This is a genomic window from Segetibacter aerophilus (assembly GCF_007991655.1).
GTDB lineage: Bacteria > Bacteroidota > Bacteroidia > Chitinophagales > Chitinophagaceae > Segetibacter > Segetibacter aerophilus.
Window position 1 is genome coordinate 101,394 of the sequence record NZ_BJYT01000008.1, and the last position, 17,761, is coordinate 119,154.

The 17,761-nt window shown below is 36.4% G+C and carries 16 protein-coding genes and 1 tRNA gene; 16 read left to right on the top strand and 1 reads right to left on the bottom strand.

Translation table 11 applies throughout. The features are described 5' to 3' along the window. Positions 1 to 9 precede the first annotated feature (9 nt). The 3 genes from SAE01_RS11915 (at position 10) to SAE01_RS11925 (ending at position 2,822) form a co-directional block, all read left to right on the top strand. Positions 10 to 1,560, top strand: coding sequence for a RagB/SusD family nutrient uptake outer membrane protein (locus tag SAE01_RS11915; RefSeq protein ID WP_246113222.1), 1,551 nt, complete (start codon positions 10 to 12; stop codon positions 1,558 to 1,560). A 288-nt stretch (positions 1,561 to 1,848) separates the two neighbouring features. Then, positions 1,849 to 2,643 carry a TatD family hydrolase gene (locus SAE01_RS11920; protein WP_246113223.1) on the top strand — a complete coding sequence of 265 codons (795 nt, stop codon included), beginning with the start codon at positions 1,849 to 1,851 and terminating at the stop codon, positions 2,641 to 2,643. 92 nt (positions 2,644 to 2,735) lie between these two features. Beyond that, a tRNA-Ser gene (locus tag SAE01_RS11925) sits at positions 2,736 to 2,822 on the top strand. A 124-nt stretch (positions 2,823 to 2,946) separates the two neighbouring features. Here the strand turns inward: SAE01_RS11925 and SAE01_RS11930 are convergent. Beyond that, positions 2,947 to 3,132: a hypothetical protein gene (locus SAE01_RS11930; protein WP_147203992.1), complete on the bottom strand. Its 186-nt coding sequence runs from the start codon at positions 3,130 to 3,132 to the stop codon at positions 2,947 to 2,949. Positions 3,133 to 3,891: 759 nt separating this feature from the next. Here SAE01_RS11930 and SAE01_RS11935 point away from each other — a divergent pair. The 13 genes from SAE01_RS11935 (at position 3,892) to rfbB (ending at position 17,721) form a co-directional block, all read left to right on the top strand. Then, positions 3,892 to 4,704 (top strand): polysaccharide biosynthesis/export family protein, encoded by an 813-nt coding sequence (locus tag SAE01_RS11935; RefSeq protein WP_147203993.1) that lies wholly within the window; start codon positions 3,892 to 3,894, stop codon positions 4,702 to 4,704. A 12-nt stretch (positions 4,705 to 4,716) separates the two neighbouring features. Beyond that, positions 4,717 to 7,062 carry a GumC family protein gene (locus tag SAE01_RS11940; RefSeq protein WP_147203994.1) on the top strand — a complete coding sequence of 782 codons (2,346 nt, stop codon included), beginning with the start codon at positions 4,717 to 4,719 and terminating at the stop codon, positions 7,060 to 7,062. Between the two features lie 103 nt (positions 7,063 to 7,165). Further along, positions 7,166 to 8,527: a lipopolysaccharide biosynthesis protein gene (locus SAE01_RS11945; RefSeq protein ID WP_147203995.1), complete on the top strand. Its 1,362-nt coding sequence runs from the start codon at positions 7,166 to 7,168 to the stop codon at positions 8,525 to 8,527. Positions 8,528 to 8,536: 9 nt separating this feature from the next. Continuing rightward, a complete protein-coding gene (locus SAE01_RS11950) occupies positions 8,537 to 9,187 on the top strand; it encodes a CatB-related O-acetyltransferase (protein WP_147203996.1) in 651 nt (216 codons plus the stop codon). 17 nt (positions 9,188 to 9,204) lie between these two features. Further along, complete coding sequence (locus SAE01_RS25145; RefSeq protein ID WP_307725114.1) at positions 9,205 to 9,816, top strand: acyltransferase; 612 nt, start codon at positions 9,205 to 9,207, stop codon at positions 9,814 to 9,816. Positions 9,817 to 10,659: 843 nt separating this feature from the next. Beyond that, positions 10,660 to 11,292 (top strand): hypothetical protein, encoded by a 633-nt coding sequence (locus SAE01_RS11960; protein ID WP_147203997.1) that lies wholly within the window; start codon positions 10,660 to 10,662, stop codon positions 11,290 to 11,292. A 30-nt stretch (positions 11,293 to 11,322) separates the two neighbouring features. Further along, entirely contained in the window at positions 11,323 to 12,108 is a 786-nt protein-coding gene (locus SAE01_RS11965) for a glycosyltransferase family 2 protein (protein ID WP_147203998.1), read from the top strand. Between the two features lie 23 nt (positions 12,109 to 12,131). Then, positions 12,132 to 13,160 carry a glycosyltransferase gene (locus SAE01_RS11970; protein WP_262713367.1) on the top strand — a complete coding sequence of 343 codons (1,029 nt, stop codon included), beginning with the start codon at positions 12,132 to 12,134 and terminating at the stop codon, positions 13,158 to 13,160. A gap of 18 nt (positions 13,161 to 13,178) precedes the next feature. Beyond that, entirely contained in the window at positions 13,179 to 13,697 is a 519-nt protein-coding gene (locus SAE01_RS11975) for a serine O-acetyltransferase (RefSeq protein WP_147204000.1), read from the top strand. A 17-nt stretch (positions 13,698 to 13,714) separates the two neighbouring features. Continuing rightward, a complete protein-coding gene (locus tag SAE01_RS11980; RefSeq protein ID WP_147204001.1) occupies positions 13,715 to 14,830 on the top strand; it encodes a glycosyltransferase family 4 protein in 1,116 nt (371 codons plus the stop codon). Between the two features lie 636 nt (positions 14,831 to 15,466). After that, complete coding sequence (locus tag SAE01_RS11985) at positions 15,467 to 15,910, top strand: glycosyltransferase family protein (protein ID WP_147204002.1); 444 nt, start codon at positions 15,467 to 15,469, stop codon at positions 15,908 to 15,910. Further along, positions 15,907 to 16,389, top strand: a complete 483-nt coding sequence (locus SAE01_RS11990; protein ID WP_147204003.1) for a glycosyltransferase — start codon at positions 15,907 to 15,909, stop codon at positions 16,387 to 16,389. Before SAE01_RS11985 ends, SAE01_RS11990 begins: the two co-directional genes overlap by 4 nt. A gap of 276 nt (positions 16,390 to 16,665) precedes the next feature. After that, on the top strand, positions 16,666 to 17,721 hold the full coding sequence (gene rfbB, locus SAE01_RS11995) for a dTDP-glucose 4,6-dehydratase (RefSeq protein ID WP_147204004.1): 1,056 nt from the start codon (positions 16,666 to 16,668) through the stop codon (positions 17,719 to 17,721). The last annotated feature ends 40 nt before the right edge of the window (positions 17,722 to 17,761 follow it).

Below are 17,761 nucleotides of genomic sequence, written 5' to 3' on the forward strand. Positions count from 1 at the left end.
AAATTGAAAATGATGCTAAACAAAATAAAAAAATATACAACGTTCATCTTACTTGCGACAATCGTATTGTCGGCAAGTTCCTGTAAGAAATGGCTCGCCGAGCAAGACGTAGATCCGTCCAACCTGTCGCCTGAAACCTACTATACAATACCTGCTCACGCCGAAGCTGCAATTGCATCAGCTTACGCACAGACCAGGTTTATTAATGGTGGTGCCGGAATTTTCGCCAATAACTTTTCTCTTTTGGAGATGCTGACAGGTACGGCCAAAACCGAGACCGGTCAAAATACCGACCTCAACAACCTCATCGGTTTATCTTATAACGGAGACAACGTTTTCGTCAACAACTGGTGGAATGGAGCTTACAGTGTAATTGCACAGGCAAATCTTGTTTTGCAGAAAGTTCCCGGTATTAACCCAATGGATGCTGCACAAAAGAAAAGGATTTTGGGCGAAGCGCAGTTCCTTCGTGCCTGGTCATACTTTTACCTTGTAAGGTTATTTGGCGATGTTCCACTGATTACAGAACCTGTTGATGCTGCATCTCCCCAGCTTACTCCCGCCCGTGTATCAAGGGATTCTGTTTACAGCTTAATTGTTTCTGACCTTACTTCCGCAGAGGCTTCCGGTTTACCATGGATGGATGCGACAGGACGAGCTTCACTGGGTGCAGTAAAAGCCGAATTAGCCGAAGTGTATTTAACGATGGCAGGCTTTCCTTTAAATAAAGGCGCAGCTTATTATAAGCTGGCTGCTGATAAAGCAAACGAAGTAATAACCAGCTCAGGTTATGGATTGTTTTCTAATTATTTCGACTTGCACAACCAGGCACAGGAAAACAGGGTTGAACATATCTTTCAAATCCAATATTCTGCGGGTATAGCAGATAATCCTAACCAGGGTATCTTATTACCAAACTTTAAAGCCGTTTCGGCTTATGGTACCGAGATCGGCTCTACAGTTCCTACCCGCTCGTTCTATAATTCATTCGAACCTGGTGATCTTCGGGCGGTGGATAGACAAGGGTTCTTCTATACATCTTATTATAACGAGGGTAGCGGAGCTTTAAAGGATTTAGCGGCACCTTATATTTATAAGCATTTTGACGTAGTGGCACATGGTACCGCAGGCGTAGCGGGAACTGCTATCAGTGGCCTTAACTGGATGAATATTCGTTACGCACAAGTATTGCTTACTTACGCAGAAGCTCAAAACGAAGTGGGTGGACCAACACAGGCCGCATGGAATGCCCTAAACGCCATTAGAACAAGAGCAAGGTTAACTACTCCTGCGCTAGGCACTTTCACACAGGCAACCTTTAGAGAAGCAGTTTGGAGAGAGCGCTGGCACGAGCTATGTTACGAAGGCATTACCTGGTTCGATATGTTGCGTACACGTAAAGTGTATGTAGATGCCACCAACAGCTTCGATAATTTTGTGGGCCACAAGTTCCCTGAAAACGGAGCTACTCTAACCGAGAAACATTTGTTATTGCCGCTTCCTACTTCAGAGATGCAGAACAATCCTAATTTAACACCCAATAATCCAGGTTACCAATAAATACGTGACCAATAAATAATAGCCGTTGTGAAACCGCTTCTGTTTAGGGGCGGTTTTTTTTTGTCATAGCATCGGTAATGTTACTCAGCATTGTTGTGTCACTCCCTTGTACAGGTATTTCTCTATTCGCCCTGGCACTGCAAAGCCTGACATCCTCCCTGAATGCAAGAGGCTTGAAAAGAGATCTGCAATTGTTATCAAAATAAATATTTCATCGGTTCTTTTAACCTTTTAGGCTGCTTTTTTAAAAATGGGCAAAAACAAATTTCACTAGGCGAATCCGGGGTAATGATCAAAAAAGAAGAAATTTGCGAAATGAGGTTAATCGATAGTCACACACATCTATATTCTAAAGAGTTTGAAAAAGATTTTGACCAGGTATTACAAAGGGCGCGGGCAGCAGGCGTAACAAAATTTTTTCTTCCCGCCATAGACAGTGAAGTGATAGAAGATATGTTACGACTAGAGGAAAAGTATCCAAACGAGTTTTTTCCAATGATGGGTTTACACCCTTGCTCGGTCAAAGAAAACTACGGGCAGGAATTACAGATTGTAGAGAAATACCTGTCAGAAAGATCGTTTGTAGCAGTGGGAGAAATCGGCCTCGACTTTTATTGGGATACGACTTTCAAGCAACAACAATTCGACGCTTTCCACAAACAAATGGAACTGGCATTACAGTACCATTCTCCTATTGTCATCCACACACGCAACGGCATGCAGGAAACCATTGAAGCAGTAAAACCCTTCGCATCGAGAGGACTAACCGGCATTTTTCACTGCTTTGGTGACAATAGCGAAACAGCTAAACAAATTATAGATCTTGGTTTTTTACTTGGAATAGGAGGGGTGCTAACCTACAAAAACGCTAACCTTGGCGAGACGTTACGAGATATCTCCCTCGAACATATTGTCCTCGAGACGGACGCTCCTTATCTTTCCCCCGTACCTTACAGAGGCAAACGAAACGAGTCAAGCTATCTAACTTTTATTGTACAAAAGCTAGCCGAAGTAAAAGGAGTAACCGTAGAAGAAGTAGCCGAAATAACTTCCGCCAATGCAGAAAAAATATTCGGGCAATAATTTTCAACCCCTATTTTTGCAACCCCTGAAAAGGCAGACTTGCAGCAAAAAAACTGCAAGACAAGTAATAGCTATTTGAATAAATTGTAATAGGAGACGTGTCCGAGTGGTTTAAGGAGCACGCCTGGAAAGTGTGTATACGGGAAACTGTATCGCGAGTTCGAATCTCGCCGTCTCCGCTAAATTCCTCTTTTGTCTGAACCTTTATACTTTGAAGGTTTTTATTGCACTTTTAGGATGCCGAAACAATAATGGACGTGTGTTTTCACCAAAACAATCGGCAACAGAAAACGTGTGAGTATCCTAACAAGCTTCTAAAAGAATAGGCTCTTCCAATTCATCAACTGCTTTTTGAAACTCTTTACTACTAGCAGTTCTTCCTTTAAAGTTTTTAATTTCCTCATAGTGTTGACGGCTCAAATTGTTCAAATAAATAATATTGAAAACACCGGAGACAACAAGTGCCAAGCAGAAGTAAAGTAGGATCATAATAGTAGTTTTACTAGTTGGATTAGTGTTTAAAATAGTTAAAAATTGCTCCTTCTTGAAGGTGGAATTACTAGTTCACACCTTTTATTTAAAATAATAATTCAACCTCTTGTATAAGGATTAAATTTAATTTTAAAGGCAGATTTCTGCAAGCACCCAAGCATGATAGCGTATTAAATTTTAATTAAAACGTCGTCATTTATTTTATTATTGTTACTACGTCCTTTTCATTCTGTAAAAAGATATTAGGCTCACTACTACAAATTTTTATTATTAGGTTTTAACTATCGCATCTCAAATTCTACTAATACTTTTATGATTTAGTCAGATCAATTCAGGTAATGCTTTCCGATTGCGTAAATAGCTCTCCAACTCTTAATATTTCACCTGTTTATTAAATAGTCCGTTCATCTGCGTTTTAGCGAGGTGTATTTACGCCTACTTTCTCTCTTGTTCCTATTATAGTATCCTACTCTGTGGACAGACAGTTTCTTTTGGCACTTGTCCTTTGTCCCTATTTTAAAACATTTGTCTCTTTTTGGGAAAAAAATAAAATAAATACAACTTCTCGTCGTTTCATAGTGCAGTGTAGGGCTTTTCTTGTTGCAACATTATCTGGTTTCCATTCCAGAGATCTTCTATGTTTCAACCCTTTGAAATAAGTCAACAATACCTAAGTAATAAAAGCCCATCTTTTTGGGTTGATGGGAGTAAGGTGGCGAAGCTTTGTACAAATTTTATCTAAAGAAATTCTTTTTAATGAAATACTATTTGGTTAGAGGTTTTAGACTTGAAATGGTAGTGTTTATCATCTCAGGCCTGTCTTTGTTTGCTTCGTGTATTGATGCAAAAAAAGCCATTTATTTTAATAATGTGCAGGACAGCAGCTTCACCTCTATAGGCGAAGATTTACAACCAGTTATTCAAAAAAACGATCTGCTTAGTATTACCGTTAGCAGTTTAAACCCTGAAGCAACCCTCATCTTCAATACCTCAAATACTGCTGTATCAGCCTCCTCAAATTCCCCATCAGGTGCTTCATCTAGCACGAGTCAAAGTGGCGGTTACTTAGTAAGCCAGGAAGGAACTGTCCTTTTTCCAATACTGGGAAATGTTACGGCTGCGGGACTAACAAAGAAAGCACTAACAGATAAGATCGCGAAGATGCTTGTAGATAAAAAACTCTTGATAGATCCTATTGTAAATATTCGTTTTTTAAACTTTAGGGTAACTGTACTAGGCGAAGTAGCCCGGCCAACAGTAGTTAATGTAGCAAATGAAAAAATTTCCGTTTTAGAAGCGATAGGTCTCGCAGGTGATCTCACCATATATTCTAAACGAGACAATGTTTTATTGATAAGAGAAGAAGGGGGCAGAAAAGTAACTAAACGACTAAACCTAAATGGGTCTGAAATACTAAGTTCTCCTTATTATTATCTAAAAACAAACGATATTATATATGCAGAGCCGAATAACTCGAAGATTGCCTCCGTGAGTAGTTCAAGGCAAATCCTTCCCATTGTTCTTAGTGCTTTATCCTTAGTATCTATCATTCTTACCAGAATATTTTAAAATCCAATTTCTATGCAAACCACAAGCAATAATAAAATTCACAAAGATGATGCTGAAGAAGATGTAGATTTTTCGGCTATCATCTTTAAATATATCGTCTACTGGCCAATATTTCTTGTATTGATCGTTGTAACCTCCATCACAGCTTTTATCTACTTACGCTATACTGTACCTATTTATGAAGTATCTGCTTCTATACTGGTAAAAGATGAGAAAAAAGGAATTGATGGTTCTAGTATAATGGAGTCGCTAGACATGTTTGGGTCGAAGAAGATTGTAGAGAATGAGTTGGAAGTCTTGCAGTCAAAAGACCTGCTGATGCAGGTGGTGAACAACCTTAAGTTATATGCACCGGTTTACGAGGAAGGACGGATAAAAGATCGTCCTGCTTATATTATTTCTCCGGTTACAGTAGAACTAAAACATCCTGAGAGTGTCAGGCAAGTTCAAAAAATAAAGTTTGTATTCAGTAAGGGTAGTACTATTAAAGTTACAAATAAAAAATATGCACTTAATCAATGGTTAACAATAGGAAAAGACACACTTAGGTTTATACAAAACAAAAATTACGAAGCGCCGGAAATCGAAAAACCATTGTATGTATCTATATCCAACGCTAAAGCGGTAGTAGAAAGCTTACATCAGCAGATCCTGGTGTCTTCCGTTAACAAACAAGCTACTGTTATTCATTTTGAATTAAAAGATGCTATCCCTAAAAGGGGAGAAGATATCATAAACGAATTAATTACGGTTTACAATAAAGCAGCTCTTACTGATAAAAATATTCTAGCTGCCAACACACTTGCTTTTGTCGAAAACAGGTTAGGAAGCGTCGTTAAAGAGTTGAGCCAGGTAGAAGGTGATATTGAAAAATTTAAAAGCAAGAAAGGTATTGTTGATATTAGCCAACAAGGCAAAATGTTTCTTGACAACGTAGGAACCAATGATCAGAAAGTTGTTGAGATCAATATGCAGTTAGCTGTACTCGACCAGGTTGAAAAGTACGTGGTTTCAAGAAATGAACAGGCCGGCATCGTTCCTTCAACGCTTGGCATTAATGATCCTGTTCTTACACAATTGTTGCAAACACTTTATGAGTTACAACTGCAAAATGAAAAACTGCGGAAGACAACAGGAGAAAATAATCCAGCTCTGATAGGACTGCAAGACCAAATAGAAAAAGTTCGACCAAATATTTTGGAAAATGTGCGGAACCAACGTAACAGTCTTATAGCGGGCAAAAATACTTTGACAATAAATAGTAACAAGTACACTTCTCAGTTAAAGAATGTACCACAAAATGAGAAAGAGTTATTGGAAATCAGCAGGGAACAGGCAATAAAAAATAACATCTATACTTTCTTGTTACAAAAACGCGAGGAGACAGCCCTTTCGTTTGCTTCCGCGGTTGCTGATAGCAGGGTGATCGACATAGCAAAATCTTCTCTTTTGCCTGTTAGTCCAAAAAAGTTTATAGTTTATCTCATTGCTATTGCTGCTGCTATAGCTCTTGGTTCTGGGTTTTTATTTGCAAAAGAAATGTTGAATCAAAATATTTTGTTCAGAGGCGAAATAGAAAAAGCAGTATCGTGGCCAATAATAGGAGAACTGTCATTAAACGACACGGCAGAACCAATCGTTATCGGCGAGGGAAACAGAAATGCAATTTCAGAACAACTAAGGCAAATGAGAACAAGCCTTGACTTTTTGGGAATAAACGAAACAAAGAAAAAAATACTGGTTACGTCTACCATTTCAGGAGAAGGGAAAAGTTTTGTATCACTTAATCTAGCGGTGAGTTTGTCACTTACTGGCAAGAAGGTAGTGTTGTTGGAGATGGATCTTCGTAAGCCGAAGTTGAGTCCTGTCTTAAATATCAGCTCAGACAAAGGCATCAGTAATTACCTAATCGGCAAGGCGGAAGTAGAAGAGATTATCAAGACGACAACAGTGAACGAAAACCTTTATTTTATTTCTTCAGGACCTATACCTCCAAATCCTTCTGAGTTGATATTGAATGGAAGGATTCACGATTTGTTGGAGTATCTATCACAAGCCTTTGATTACATTATCATTGATACGGCCCCCGTTGCACCGGTGGCAGACGCACATATCTTATCCAAGTTTTGCGATGCTACCTTGTATATTATTCGTCATGGGTACACACCTAAAATACACGTAAAAAGATTGGAAGAAAACAACAAGGTACGAGGCTTAAAAAATGTTGCTATTATTTTCAATGGATTGAAAGGAAGGGGTTTTGGGAAGTATAGTAATAATTATGGATACGGATACGCCTACGGATACGGATATGGAGAGATCGAAGTGAACAGCAAGAAAGTTAAGACGACAGCTTAAGGCTTTGCTATCGGATTAGAAAGAAATAGTGAAATTAATGTTTTGTAATAACCCGGGCTGAGATTGAATTATTATCAGCTAATTAAAGAGAATAAAGACGGAGATGTATTCATATTTGACCATTAAATTTAGCCGCTTTTTCAAAACGGGGAATGAGAGGTCTCGAGTTATCAGGAATAATTTGCTTATTTCATTTGCAGTAAAAGGAGGAAGTATACTTATCGGATTAATACTTATACCGCTAACGATAAATTATATTAACGCAGAGCAGTACGGCATCTGGCTAACAATAAGCTCCATTATTAGTTGGATGAGTTTTTTTGATATAGGAATGGGTAACGGGCTTAGAAATAAATTGACTCAATGCCTGGCTTTAGAAGACTATGAGGAGGCTAACAAATTTGTAAGTACTGCCTACGTAACATTTTCGATTATTGGTTTTGTGGTTTTTATAGTTTTTTATACTCTTAGCGCTTTTTTTGACTGGAGTTCAATATTAAATATTCATTCTCAAGCCCCAGATATAGTTCGCAATTGTATAGTAGTTGTGCTAGGGGGCTTTTGTATTCAGTTCACTATACAAACAATAAACACAGTCTTATTAGCGATACATCAAAATGCTAAATCATCTGTTATAACCTTTATAGGGCAAGTTATTATCCTAATTACTATTTACATTCTAACTCATTGCGTACCGGGAAGTTTAATAATATTAGTAACAGTACTAACGGTCATACCAATCATCGTAATGATGTTTGCAAGTCTGTTTCTTTACAGACACAGGCTGCGGAGCTTTCGTCCTAGATGGAAGAACATACATGTAAATTATGTTAGAAGCCTATTAAATCTTGGTGGAGTTTTCTTCGTTATACAAATAGGAGCCCTAATACTTTTTCAAACTGACAATATTATCATAACCCGTATTCTTGGTCCAAAGGCAGTTACAACCTTCAACGTATCTTATAAATTATTTTCCGCTTTTACTATGGTTTTTTCTATAATAGTTACTCCTTATTGGAGCGCATTTACGGATGCATATGCAAAACAAGATTTTAGCTGGATGAGTAAAAGTATCAAAAGCTTAAGACAAATATGGTTGGTGCTATCATTGGCAACGCTGGTGTTGCTAACATTTTCTAAGGTTATTTATGGAACGTGGTTAGGTAACACTGTTGCTATACCTATTTCGCTTTCTTTTGCTATGGCTGCCTATGTAATTGTCTTTGTATGGCAAACATTGCATGTATATATGCTGAATGGAATAGGCAAGGTAAGACTTCAGTTAATTTTAGTAGTAGCAAGCGCTATAATTAATATACCGTTAGCTGTTTTTTTGGGCAAGAAATTTGGGCTAGCAGGAATAATTAGCGCAAATACAATTGTTTTTATAGTTATGGGCGTTGTATTTTCTATACAAGTTCAAAAAATACTTACCCAAAAGGCAGAAGGAATCTGGAACCGTTAATTAAGGAACATGAAATTGTTGAAAAACCTGTATCATTTATTTAAAGTTTTGTATAAAAAGGATATCCATTGGAACTACTATGCGAGTAAGGAAGATCAAACTACTATCGATAAAAATGCCCGCGTGCATAAAGTTCATTTTTTTTATGACGTTGTTGTAGAAAAAGGAACAGCTATAGGACCTAATGCCCGAATATCTTTTGCAACTATAGGCAAGTTTTGTTCCTTGGGGCCTAACCTGGTTTGTGGCTGGGGTATTCATCCATTACATGGAATCTCAACTTCTCCAGTGTTTTATTCAACGTTAAAACAGGCTGGTTTTACCTATAGTCAAACGGACAAAATTCAAGAAAGAAAACCTGTGAGAATTGGGAACGATGTATTTATAGGTGCGAATGTAACCATCCTAGATGGAGTAACTATAGGCGATGGCGCAGTAATCGGTGCTGGAGCAGTAGTTTCAAAGGATATTCCCCCTTACGCTATTGCAGTTGGATGCCCTATTAAAATTTTAAGGTACCGGTTTTCTCCCCTGCTAATTGAACAGCTGTTGGTTATTAAATGGTGGGATAAGGATGATGCAGTATTGAGAAGTGTTGAGAAAAATTTCTTTGAGGTTCAAGGTTTCGTTGACAGCTTTAAAAGCGCTGCAATGGTTTAAACGAATATAAGATTGAAATGAAAAAGATATTAATCTTTCCTTTTTTGGTAGTACGCAAGTTGTCTACTTACATCGTTTTAATGTTTAGCACTATTCACAACCTCATACAAATTTTTAAAAATAATGTTGAATATATTTCTTATCCAAAAATAACAGGGCGTATCGAGCTCAAGAATAAAGGAGAATTTAAGATAGGTAGGAGTGTTCACTTTCAGTGTTCTTCTACTTCAAACTTTGTGGGACTATTCAAGACTTGTACAGTTTCTGTTACGAAAGGAGCCAAACTTTTTATTGATGACTTCTCGGGATTTTCAGGTATTTCGATTTTTTGTTCTAATAGTATAAGAATTGGAAAATATGTGAATTGCGGGGGTAACGTAGCGATTTGGGATACTGATTTCCACCCTTTAGAAATGGAAGCAAGAAGAAAACATGATATAAAGAAAATCGTAACTAGACCAGTTATTATTGAAGACGAAGTTTTTATTGGGGCTAATAGTATAATCTTAAAAGGTGTACATATTGGCAAAGGCGCAATCATTGGTGCAGGAAGCGTTGTTTCAAAAAGCATCCCCGGTTTGGAAGTGTGGGGCGGAAATCCAGCCAGATACATTAGAAAAACAAGTTAGATAAACAATAGAAAAGAAATTAAGTGTAATAAAAATTTTAATAAGAAACCTTCATCCCTTTTATTAGAATGTAGAAATGCTTTCTTATCAAGGTAAAGGATTACAATAATGTTAGGAGCAATAATCTTTTTTTTAGCAACGATATTTTACAAAACAAAGGAAAGGCGTTTTATCTCTATTTTTCTTTTGTTTGTTTTGTTGACTTCCTGTTTTCAATTTATACCGGAAGAGTGGATGGTGATACCTTTATTTGGCATTAGAAAAGTGTATGATTGGCTTTTGATTTTCGCCGCGGTTATCTTTATTTTCAAACCTTCACTATTTTTAAAGTCCGCACTTTGGAAAAGCTTAAAAGGACTTAAAGTATTTTTAGGATTTCTCATTATCATACTTTTTTACAGTATTTTTTTTCGTGGGGTAGAAGCCGATGTAAGTATACGGGTTTTTAGAAATTATCTTTTTTTCTTTACGTTATTTATATTTGTTCCTATTTCAGAGTCTGATTCTATAAAGGTGTTTAAATATATTGTCTATGGTACCTCGATATCTGCGTTTATTTATTGTTTACAGCCTCTGATTGGACATGCGTTGCTTAACAATCATGCTGAAGCAAAGTTTGGAGAGGCTGGTATAGCGAGGTACTATAATCTGCCAATTTTTATAGTGCCTGTCGCATTTTTCTTTTTTCTTCGTAAAAGCTTTTTTTCCATCCAATTTTCAAAGTTGTTTGCATTTGTTTCCTTTTCTGCCATTATTCTTTCTCAACATAGAAGTTTTCTTTTAGCTATAGGTGCTTGTTTTTTTATTTATTTATTTCTAAGTAAAAGGATTAAGCTCTCATATATGCTTCTGTATGTAACACTGTCGATTTCAATATTCTTAAGCGTGGATGTACTTCTAGGCAGTCGTTTTTCAAACGGCTTCAACGAGTTGTCATCCTCCTCCATGAAAACATCTTCAGAAAATTTAAACTCATTAAAAGTTTCAGACCTTTCAACAAGCGAGTTTAGGTGGTATCATTTCCTAGAGAGATTTCTATTTGTAACTAACAAAACTGAAACAGCATTTTTGGGTATCGGATTAATAACAGAAGACTCGCGGTTCACCAGCAAGTTGCCTTTCAATATCGGCCTTAGTGATGAGTATGGTAGTACTTATCAAGTTGACACTGGAGACATTGCTTGGTCACCGTTAATTCTTCAATTTGGTATATTTGGAACAATAGTGCTTGTATTTGTTTATTCTGGTTTTTTTAAAAAGTTTATGTTGCTGAAGGAATATCCGTTAATGCAAACTGGAATATTATATATTGTTGCTCTTTTTATTACATCTTTTTATTCAGTTTTAATTTTCCTACCTCAAACAATATGTCTATTAATGCTTTTTGTTGCTTATGCTATTAACGTAGCAAGAAATAAACGAATGAACGTAGAGGTAACCATGCTGGAAGACCAGGATGAGATTGCTTTTATATAAATGTCAAAACAATACAAATAAACACCTAGTTTGGATAACAACATTTTGGTTTCGATTATAACTCCTTCATATAATCAAGGACAATTCATTGAAGAAACAATTCTTTCGGTGATAGGTCAAACTTATAAAAGAATTCAGTATATATTAGTGGACGGCTGTTCTAGCGATGATACCATGAAAGTAGTCGAAAAGTATCGAGATAAAATAGATATTGTTATTCATGAAAAAGATAAAGGCCAGTCTGATGCTATTAATAAGGGATTTAAACTGGCAACAGGTGAGTTAGCTGGGTGGATAAACTCCGATGATATTTTGGAGCCTAATTGCATAGAGGAAATTGTGAGACTATTTAAACAAAAAAATGATGGCGCTATTTACTATGGCAGCTTGTTAAAAAGGATTGATGGAAAAGGAGAGCTAATAACTACAAAAAAGTTAAAAGTGCCTAATAAAGGTTTTTTGCTAAACCGTAATTATGATGTTATTCAGCAAGGTTCTTTTTACCCATTACATTTGCTAAAGAAGATAAATTATCTCGATGAGGATATACATTATTGTATGGATTTGGATCTTTGGCTTAGACTACTAAACCATGGTCCTATCTACTCTTTTGATCAAACCCCTATTGCCGCTTTTAGAACCTGGGAAGGTACAAAGACAACAACGGGAATGCTTAAATTTTTAAGGGATATTAAAAGAGTCTTATTACTCAACGGATCTACCGGTATAACCCGTAATATAATAAAAATATATTATTATAGTTTTAAAAGCAGGGTGAGAAAGGCTCTAATTCCCGTAATCGAATATTCATCATGAAAGTAGCGCACTGTTTTTTTACTATGCATATAGGCGGTTCTCAAATACTAGCAATAGATCTAATTAATAAAATGTGTAGAGAACATGAAGTTTTTCTTTTAATAGTTAATGATCAATGGAACCAGCAACTTTTAGATAAGGTTGATAAAAGGGTTGTAGTTCGTTGTATCAATCGTAAGGAGGGAAGTCGAAACCCGCTGCCAGTACTTCGATTTAATTTACTCCTAAAAAAAATAAAGCCCGACGTCATACATTGTCACGAGAATAAGATAATAAACCTAATAAAAATTGGAAAATATAAGACGATTTATACTGTGCACGATGTAGGCGTAAAAAATATTGAAGTGAAAAAGTATTCAGTCTTGGTAGCGATTTCAAAATCAGTTAAGGCTGATGTTACGGAACGCTTTGGAGTTAAAGCAAAGGTTATACATAACGGAATTTCTATGGAAACTTTCGCGAAGCGAAAACAGTATGCCTTATCAAATGATAAACCTTTTAAAATAGTTCAAGTAAGCCGCCTCGTTCACGAAAAAAAAGGTCAGGATATTTTAATAAAAGCCATCGATAAATTGGTAAAGAACAGCGAAATTCAAATTACCTTAGATATCATTGGCAACGGCCCTTCTTACAATTATTTGCAATCACTTATTAAGTCTTATTCACTGGAAAGGAGTATTAAGTTGATCGGGGCGAAAGACAGAAAATGGATTTCTCAAAACCTACTAGATTATCACGTCCTTGTACAACCTTCGAGATTTGAGGGGTTCGGTTTGACTTTGATAGAAGGGATTGCTGCTGGTGTGCCAGTAATTGCATCGGACATAGATGGACCGGCCGAAATAATGACTAGTTTAAATAGTAAGTTCACTTTTGAAAGTGAAAACATAGACGCCTGTGCGAACAAACTAATGGAAGTGATAACTCTCTATCAAAGAAATAAAATCGAATCTATTATGGAAGTTACATATAGGGAGATCGCTGCTCAGTTCTCACTAGCATCCGCTGTTGACAATTATTTACGACTTTATGAAGAAGTGGTAAGAGCCTAATAAATCATTTTTTCTCGAATGAATTATATTTCCTTCATTACACAAGATTGGAGTACTAATCGCAAAAATACCAAAGGACGTATTATAGCTATATTTTTTAGAACAGCTAATTATTGCAAGGAAAGAAGATTAGCCAGCATAATTTTATTCCCTTACCTCGCTTTTTATAGATTAATAGTCGAGTGGGTTTTGGGTATAGAAGTGCCTTACCTAACGAGTATAGATACAGGTCTCAAAATCTATCATGGGCAGGCACTAGTCATTAACAAAGATGTTGTAATAGGCAAAAATTGCACCTTAAGGCAGTCGACAACCATAGGCAATTCTAAGCAATTTGGGAGATGCCCTGTTATAGGAAACAACGTGGAAATTGGTTCTAACGTTTGCATCTTAGGCGACATTACAATAGGCGATAATGTAATTATTGGAGCTGGATCTGTAGTGGTGAAGAACGTTCCGTCAAATTCTATTGTAGTTGGTAATCCTGCCAAAGTAATTAAAACGTTTAATTCTTCATTAAAGCTAAAAGCTTCTTAAAAAAGCACATACTACAAATGATTGCTTTCAATGTATCTAGGCATATATTAACTGTTGGCGAAGAATATAGAGACCATAGGGGAGGAATAGCGGGCGTCATCAATACTTATTCAAAGTATCTTGCTGATTTCAAATTCATCTCTACATATAAACCCCAGCCAAACAAATTGCTCGGTATTCCTTATTATTTAAAGGCGGTTATAGTTTTAATCGTAAAATTAACTAGAGATAAAGAAATTCGAATAGTACACATTCATGGAGCCGCTAAGGGAAGTTTCTTTAGAAAACTTATTATTTTTCTTATTGCTAAAAAGCTATTTAAGCGACAAGTTATCTACCACATCCACGGGTCAGAATTTCAAGTTTTTTTCAATAAAGGGGGTGTTGTAAAAACCCTTATTAAAAAGTTGATTAATAACGTTGACATGGTAATTTGTCTTTCCAGGAAATGGGAAACATTTTTCCAGGAAAATTTTGAACAAAAGAATTTAGTGGTTCTGGAAAATATCATTGAACGTCCGCGACAAGTTGAAAAGTTGAATTCTTCTTTCTCTATTAAAATTTTGTTTCTTGGACGTATTGGGGTCAGAAAAGGAATATTCGATCTGTTAGATGTGATAAAAGAAAATAAACAGGCGCTAGATGGTAAACTTCAGTTAATTGTTGGTGGTGACGGAGAGGTTGAAAAATTACTGCATTTTGTAGCAGCAAATGATCTTGAATCTATTGTCAGGTACGAAGGTTGGGTCTCTGGTTCAAAAAAGACTGAACTGCTATGTGAAAGCGATATTTATATCCTTCCTTCTTACAACGAAGGCTTGCCTCTTTCTATTCTCGAAGCAATGAGTTACGAGCTTCCAGTTATTTCAACGCCTGTCGGTGGTATTACGGAAATAGTGCATCACATGATAAACGGTTTCATAGTTAACCCAGGTGATAAACTATCCTTATATAGCGCTTTGGAGATGTTTATAAATAAGCCGGAGTTAATTAAGTCAATGGGAGTATTATCACATTCCATCGTATCGCCATATTACGCGGATGCCGTTATTCCGAAGCTATCTTCTATATATGAGAAACTCCTAAAAAAGGAATTGTCACCCGTAGATTTAATGCCTAGTCCTGTTTGTTAGTTTCAACCTTTTTGATAGGTTAATTTGCTAGTAACTTTTTTCCGCCACAATTGGTGATTGGAATGTTTTTAAGTAAGACAACTTATTTGTTGATTTCTGCATCTTGTAATTAATAGAAATCTTAGTAAGTGTAGCAATACATTTGCTAACATTACAAGCTAAAAAAATTACAGAGATGGTACTATTTTATCTAATACTAAGTCTAATCTTTGGAATAAGTCTTACGCTAAGTATTTTGCCTTCAAATACTAGTGCCGTCCTAAACAACAAATCATCCTTTTTAATCTCGTTCGTATTCTTCTTTTTGCTGTGGCCGCTGCATCTATATTTTGGTACAGTTAAGTTTCTAAAATCGTAATTTCTATTGTCGTCATTTTTGTCCTGTACTGAAGGTGTCCTAATCCCAAAACGTCCCTCTGTCAAGCTAGCTCTTCTTCAATTTTCCACCGTCTTCACCGGTTTCTTGCTTAAGCAATTGATACTTTCTCCTCGACCGGCACAACATCTCCAATCCCAATTAATGTCTTGTGTCTCAATAACTTTTCAGCCTAACTCAACCATTTTTTTTAGTTGACATAATAAATCATCTGTTTCTACGTCTATAGTAAAGAAGTTTTAAAATCTAATATTCTATAAATGAAAGTTCTTGCAATCGCCTCAGCAGGAGGACATTGGATTCAACTATTACGATTAACTCCCGCCTTTAAAAATCACGAGATGATTTTCATGTCTACAAATGAAAGTTTTGCAGACACGGTTGAGGGATATAAATTTTTTAAAGTTCCAGATTCAAATAGAAAAAATAAGCTACAATTAATTAAATCAGCTTTATTAGTAGCCAAACACGTACTCTCTCTTAAGCCAGATGTAATTGTTACAACAGGAGCTGCCCCAGGATTGATGGGAATTTTAGTAGGCAAGCTAATGGGCGCAAAAACAATTTGGATTGATAGCATTGCTAATGTTGAAAAAATTTCAATGAGCGGTAATATTGCTCTTAAGATAGCAGATAGAGTGTATACGCAGTGGGAGCATTTGTCAAACAACAAAATTCTTTTTAACGGAAACGTGCTATCATGATCTTTATAACGATAGGAACACAGGAGCCTTTTGACCGTTTAATTAAAGCAATGGATGAGATTGCACCATTGCTTGGCGATATAGAAATTGTAGCGCAGGTATCAGACAGCGGTTACAAGGTAAATAACATGAAAGTTTTAAATTTTGTTTCGCCAATTGAATTTAATAAATACTTTAATACAGCTTCCCTTATCATAAGTCATGCTGGCATGGGCACCATAATATCTGCCTTGGAAAAGGAAAAGCCAATTATAGTTATGCCAAGACTAGTTCGATATGGTGAGCATAGAAGCGATCATCAATTAGCGACAGCCGATAAATTTAAGCAGCTTAATTATGTTCACGTGGCAAGTGACGAGTTCGAATTAAAAAACAAGGTACTATCGCTACTTCACTCAATGCCTAAACCTCTATATAAACTAGGAAAATACGCCTCTAATCAACTTATTGGTTCTCTAGAAAGTTTTTTGTTGCAATAAGTAAACCTTGTTTTAAAGTTTATAAAAGCGAGCTTAATAAGTCAAGCTCGCTTTTCCAATTTGAATAACTGGAAATAGATTAAGGGATAAAGAAACGTGAGCGAGAATTTTATAGGAAACGAGTAAAGCTTCTTTATCAACTCCCAAGTTGGAATGAACAATAATGATAACAATAGCGCCATAATTGATATTTTTGTTGAAATCTACTTCAAAACCTACCTCTTTTATAAGTTAATTAAAGAGCTATTCAATTCCTTTAGTAAACAATTTTGAATAATGAAAAACATCATCATCACAGGAGGCGCCGGTTTCATAGGCTCACAGGTAGTAAGACTTTTTGTAACAAAATACCCTGCATATAAAATAATAAATCTGGATGCACTGACCTACGCGGGCAACCTTGAAAATTTGAGCGACATCGATAATGCACCCAATTATATATTTGAAAAAATAAATATTTTGGATGTTGAGGAACTTGAAAGAGTTTTTATGGAACACGAGGTTACAGATGTAATACACCTCGCAGCTGAGTCTCATGTTGACAGATCAATAGAGTCTCCGCTAGATTTTGTTTATACTAATGTAGTAGGTACGGTAAACTTGTTGAATGCTGCTAAAAAACATTGGGCCGCTGATTTAGATCAACGCTTGTTTTATCATGTTTCTACTGACGAGGTGTATGGCGCCCTTGGTAGTACCGGTTTCTTTACTGAAGATACTCCTTACCATCCTAACTCTCCGTACAGTGCCAGTAAAGCTTCTTCGGATCATTTTGTAAGAGCTTACGGTGAAACCTATCACCTTCCCTTTGTAATCTCAAATTGTTCTAACAATTATGGTCCTTATCATTTTCCCGAAAAACTAATACCTCTTTTCATTAACAACATTATTACTAAGAAACCGCTACCGGTATATGGGGATGGCTTGTACACTCGCGACTGGCTGTACGTTAAAGATCACGCTATTGCAATAGATACTGTCTTTCATAAAGGAGTTGTTGGTGAAACATACAACATCGGCGGTTTTAATGAGTGGAAAAATATAGACTTAGTGAAGTTGTTGTGCAAGCAAATGGACGAAAAATTAGGCAATAGCCCTGGAACCAGTGAGGCATTGATAACTTATATAAAAGACAGGCCGGGGCATGACCGTAGGTACGCAATAGATGCAACAAAAATTAATAAAGAGTTAGGCTGGAAGCCTTCAGTAACTTTCGAGCAGGGATTGAGCGAGACCATTGACTGGTTCCTGGATAACAAGGAATGGTTGAACCACGTAACCAGCGGGGCATACAAGGAGTATTATACTAAAATGTACTCAGGGCAGGACTAACTATTACTTGTGGTACAATTTATTGTTTAGAAAATAAAAG

What these genes read in the sequence shown, in the direction of transcription:
- SAE01_RS11945 (WP_147203995.1), top strand. Translation starts at nt 7,166, where the DNA reads ATGTATTCATATTTGACCATTAAATTTAGCCGCTTTTTCAAAACGGGG.
- SAE01_RS11970 (WP_262713367.1), top strand. Translation starts at nt 12,132, where the DNA reads ATGCATATAGGCGGTTCTCAAATACTAGCAATAGATCTAATTAATAAA.
- SAE01_RS11980 (WP_147204001.1), top strand. Translation starts at nt 13,715, where the DNA reads ATGATTGCTTTCAATGTATCTAGGCATATATTAACTGTTGGCGAAGAA.
- SAE01_RS11920 (WP_246113223.1), top strand. Translation starts at nt 1,849, where the DNA reads ATGATCAAAAAAGAAGAAATTTGCGAAATGAGGTTAATCGATAGTCAC.
- SAE01_RS11950 (WP_147203996.1), top strand. Translation starts at nt 8,537, where the DNA reads ATGAAATTGTTGAAAAACCTGTATCATTTATTTAAAGTTTTGTATAAA.
- SAE01_RS11940 (WP_147203994.1), top strand. Translation starts at nt 4,717, where the DNA reads ATGCAAACCACAAGCAATAATAAAATTCACAAAGATGATGCTGAAGAA.
- SAE01_RS11915 (WP_246113222.1), top strand. Translation starts at nt 10, where the DNA reads ATGATGCTAAACAAAATAAAAAAATATACAACGTTCATCTTACTTGCG.
- rfbB (WP_147204004.1), top strand. Translation starts at nt 16,666, where the DNA reads ATGAAAAACATCATCATCACAGGAGGCGCCGGTTTCATAGGCTCACAG.
- SAE01_RS11935 (WP_147203993.1), top strand. Translation starts at nt 3,892, where the DNA reads ATGAAATACTATTTGGTTAGAGGTTTTAGACTTGAAATGGTAGTGTTT.
- SAE01_RS11930 (WP_147203992.1), bottom strand. Translation starts at nt 3,132, where the DNA reads ATGATCCTACTTTACTTCTGCTTGGCACTTGTTGTCTCCGGTGTTTTC.
- SAE01_RS25145 (WP_307725114.1), top strand. Translation starts at nt 9,205, where the DNA reads ATGAAAAAGATATTAATCTTTCCTTTTTTGGTAGTACGCAAGTTGTCT.
- SAE01_RS11985 (WP_147204002.1), top strand. Translation starts at nt 15,467, where the DNA reads ATGAAAGTTCTTGCAATCGCCTCAGCAGGAGGACATTGGATTCAACTA.
- SAE01_RS11975 (WP_147204000.1), top strand. Translation starts at nt 13,179, where the DNA reads ATGAATTATATTTCCTTCATTACACAAGATTGGAGTACTAATCGCAAA.
- SAE01_RS11960 (WP_147203997.1), top strand. Translation starts at nt 10,660, where the DNA reads ATGCTTCTGTATGTAACACTGTCGATTTCAATATTCTTAAGCGTGGAT.
- SAE01_RS11990 (WP_147204003.1), top strand. Translation starts at nt 15,907, where the DNA reads ATGATCTTTATAACGATAGGAACACAGGAGCCTTTTGACCGTTTAATT.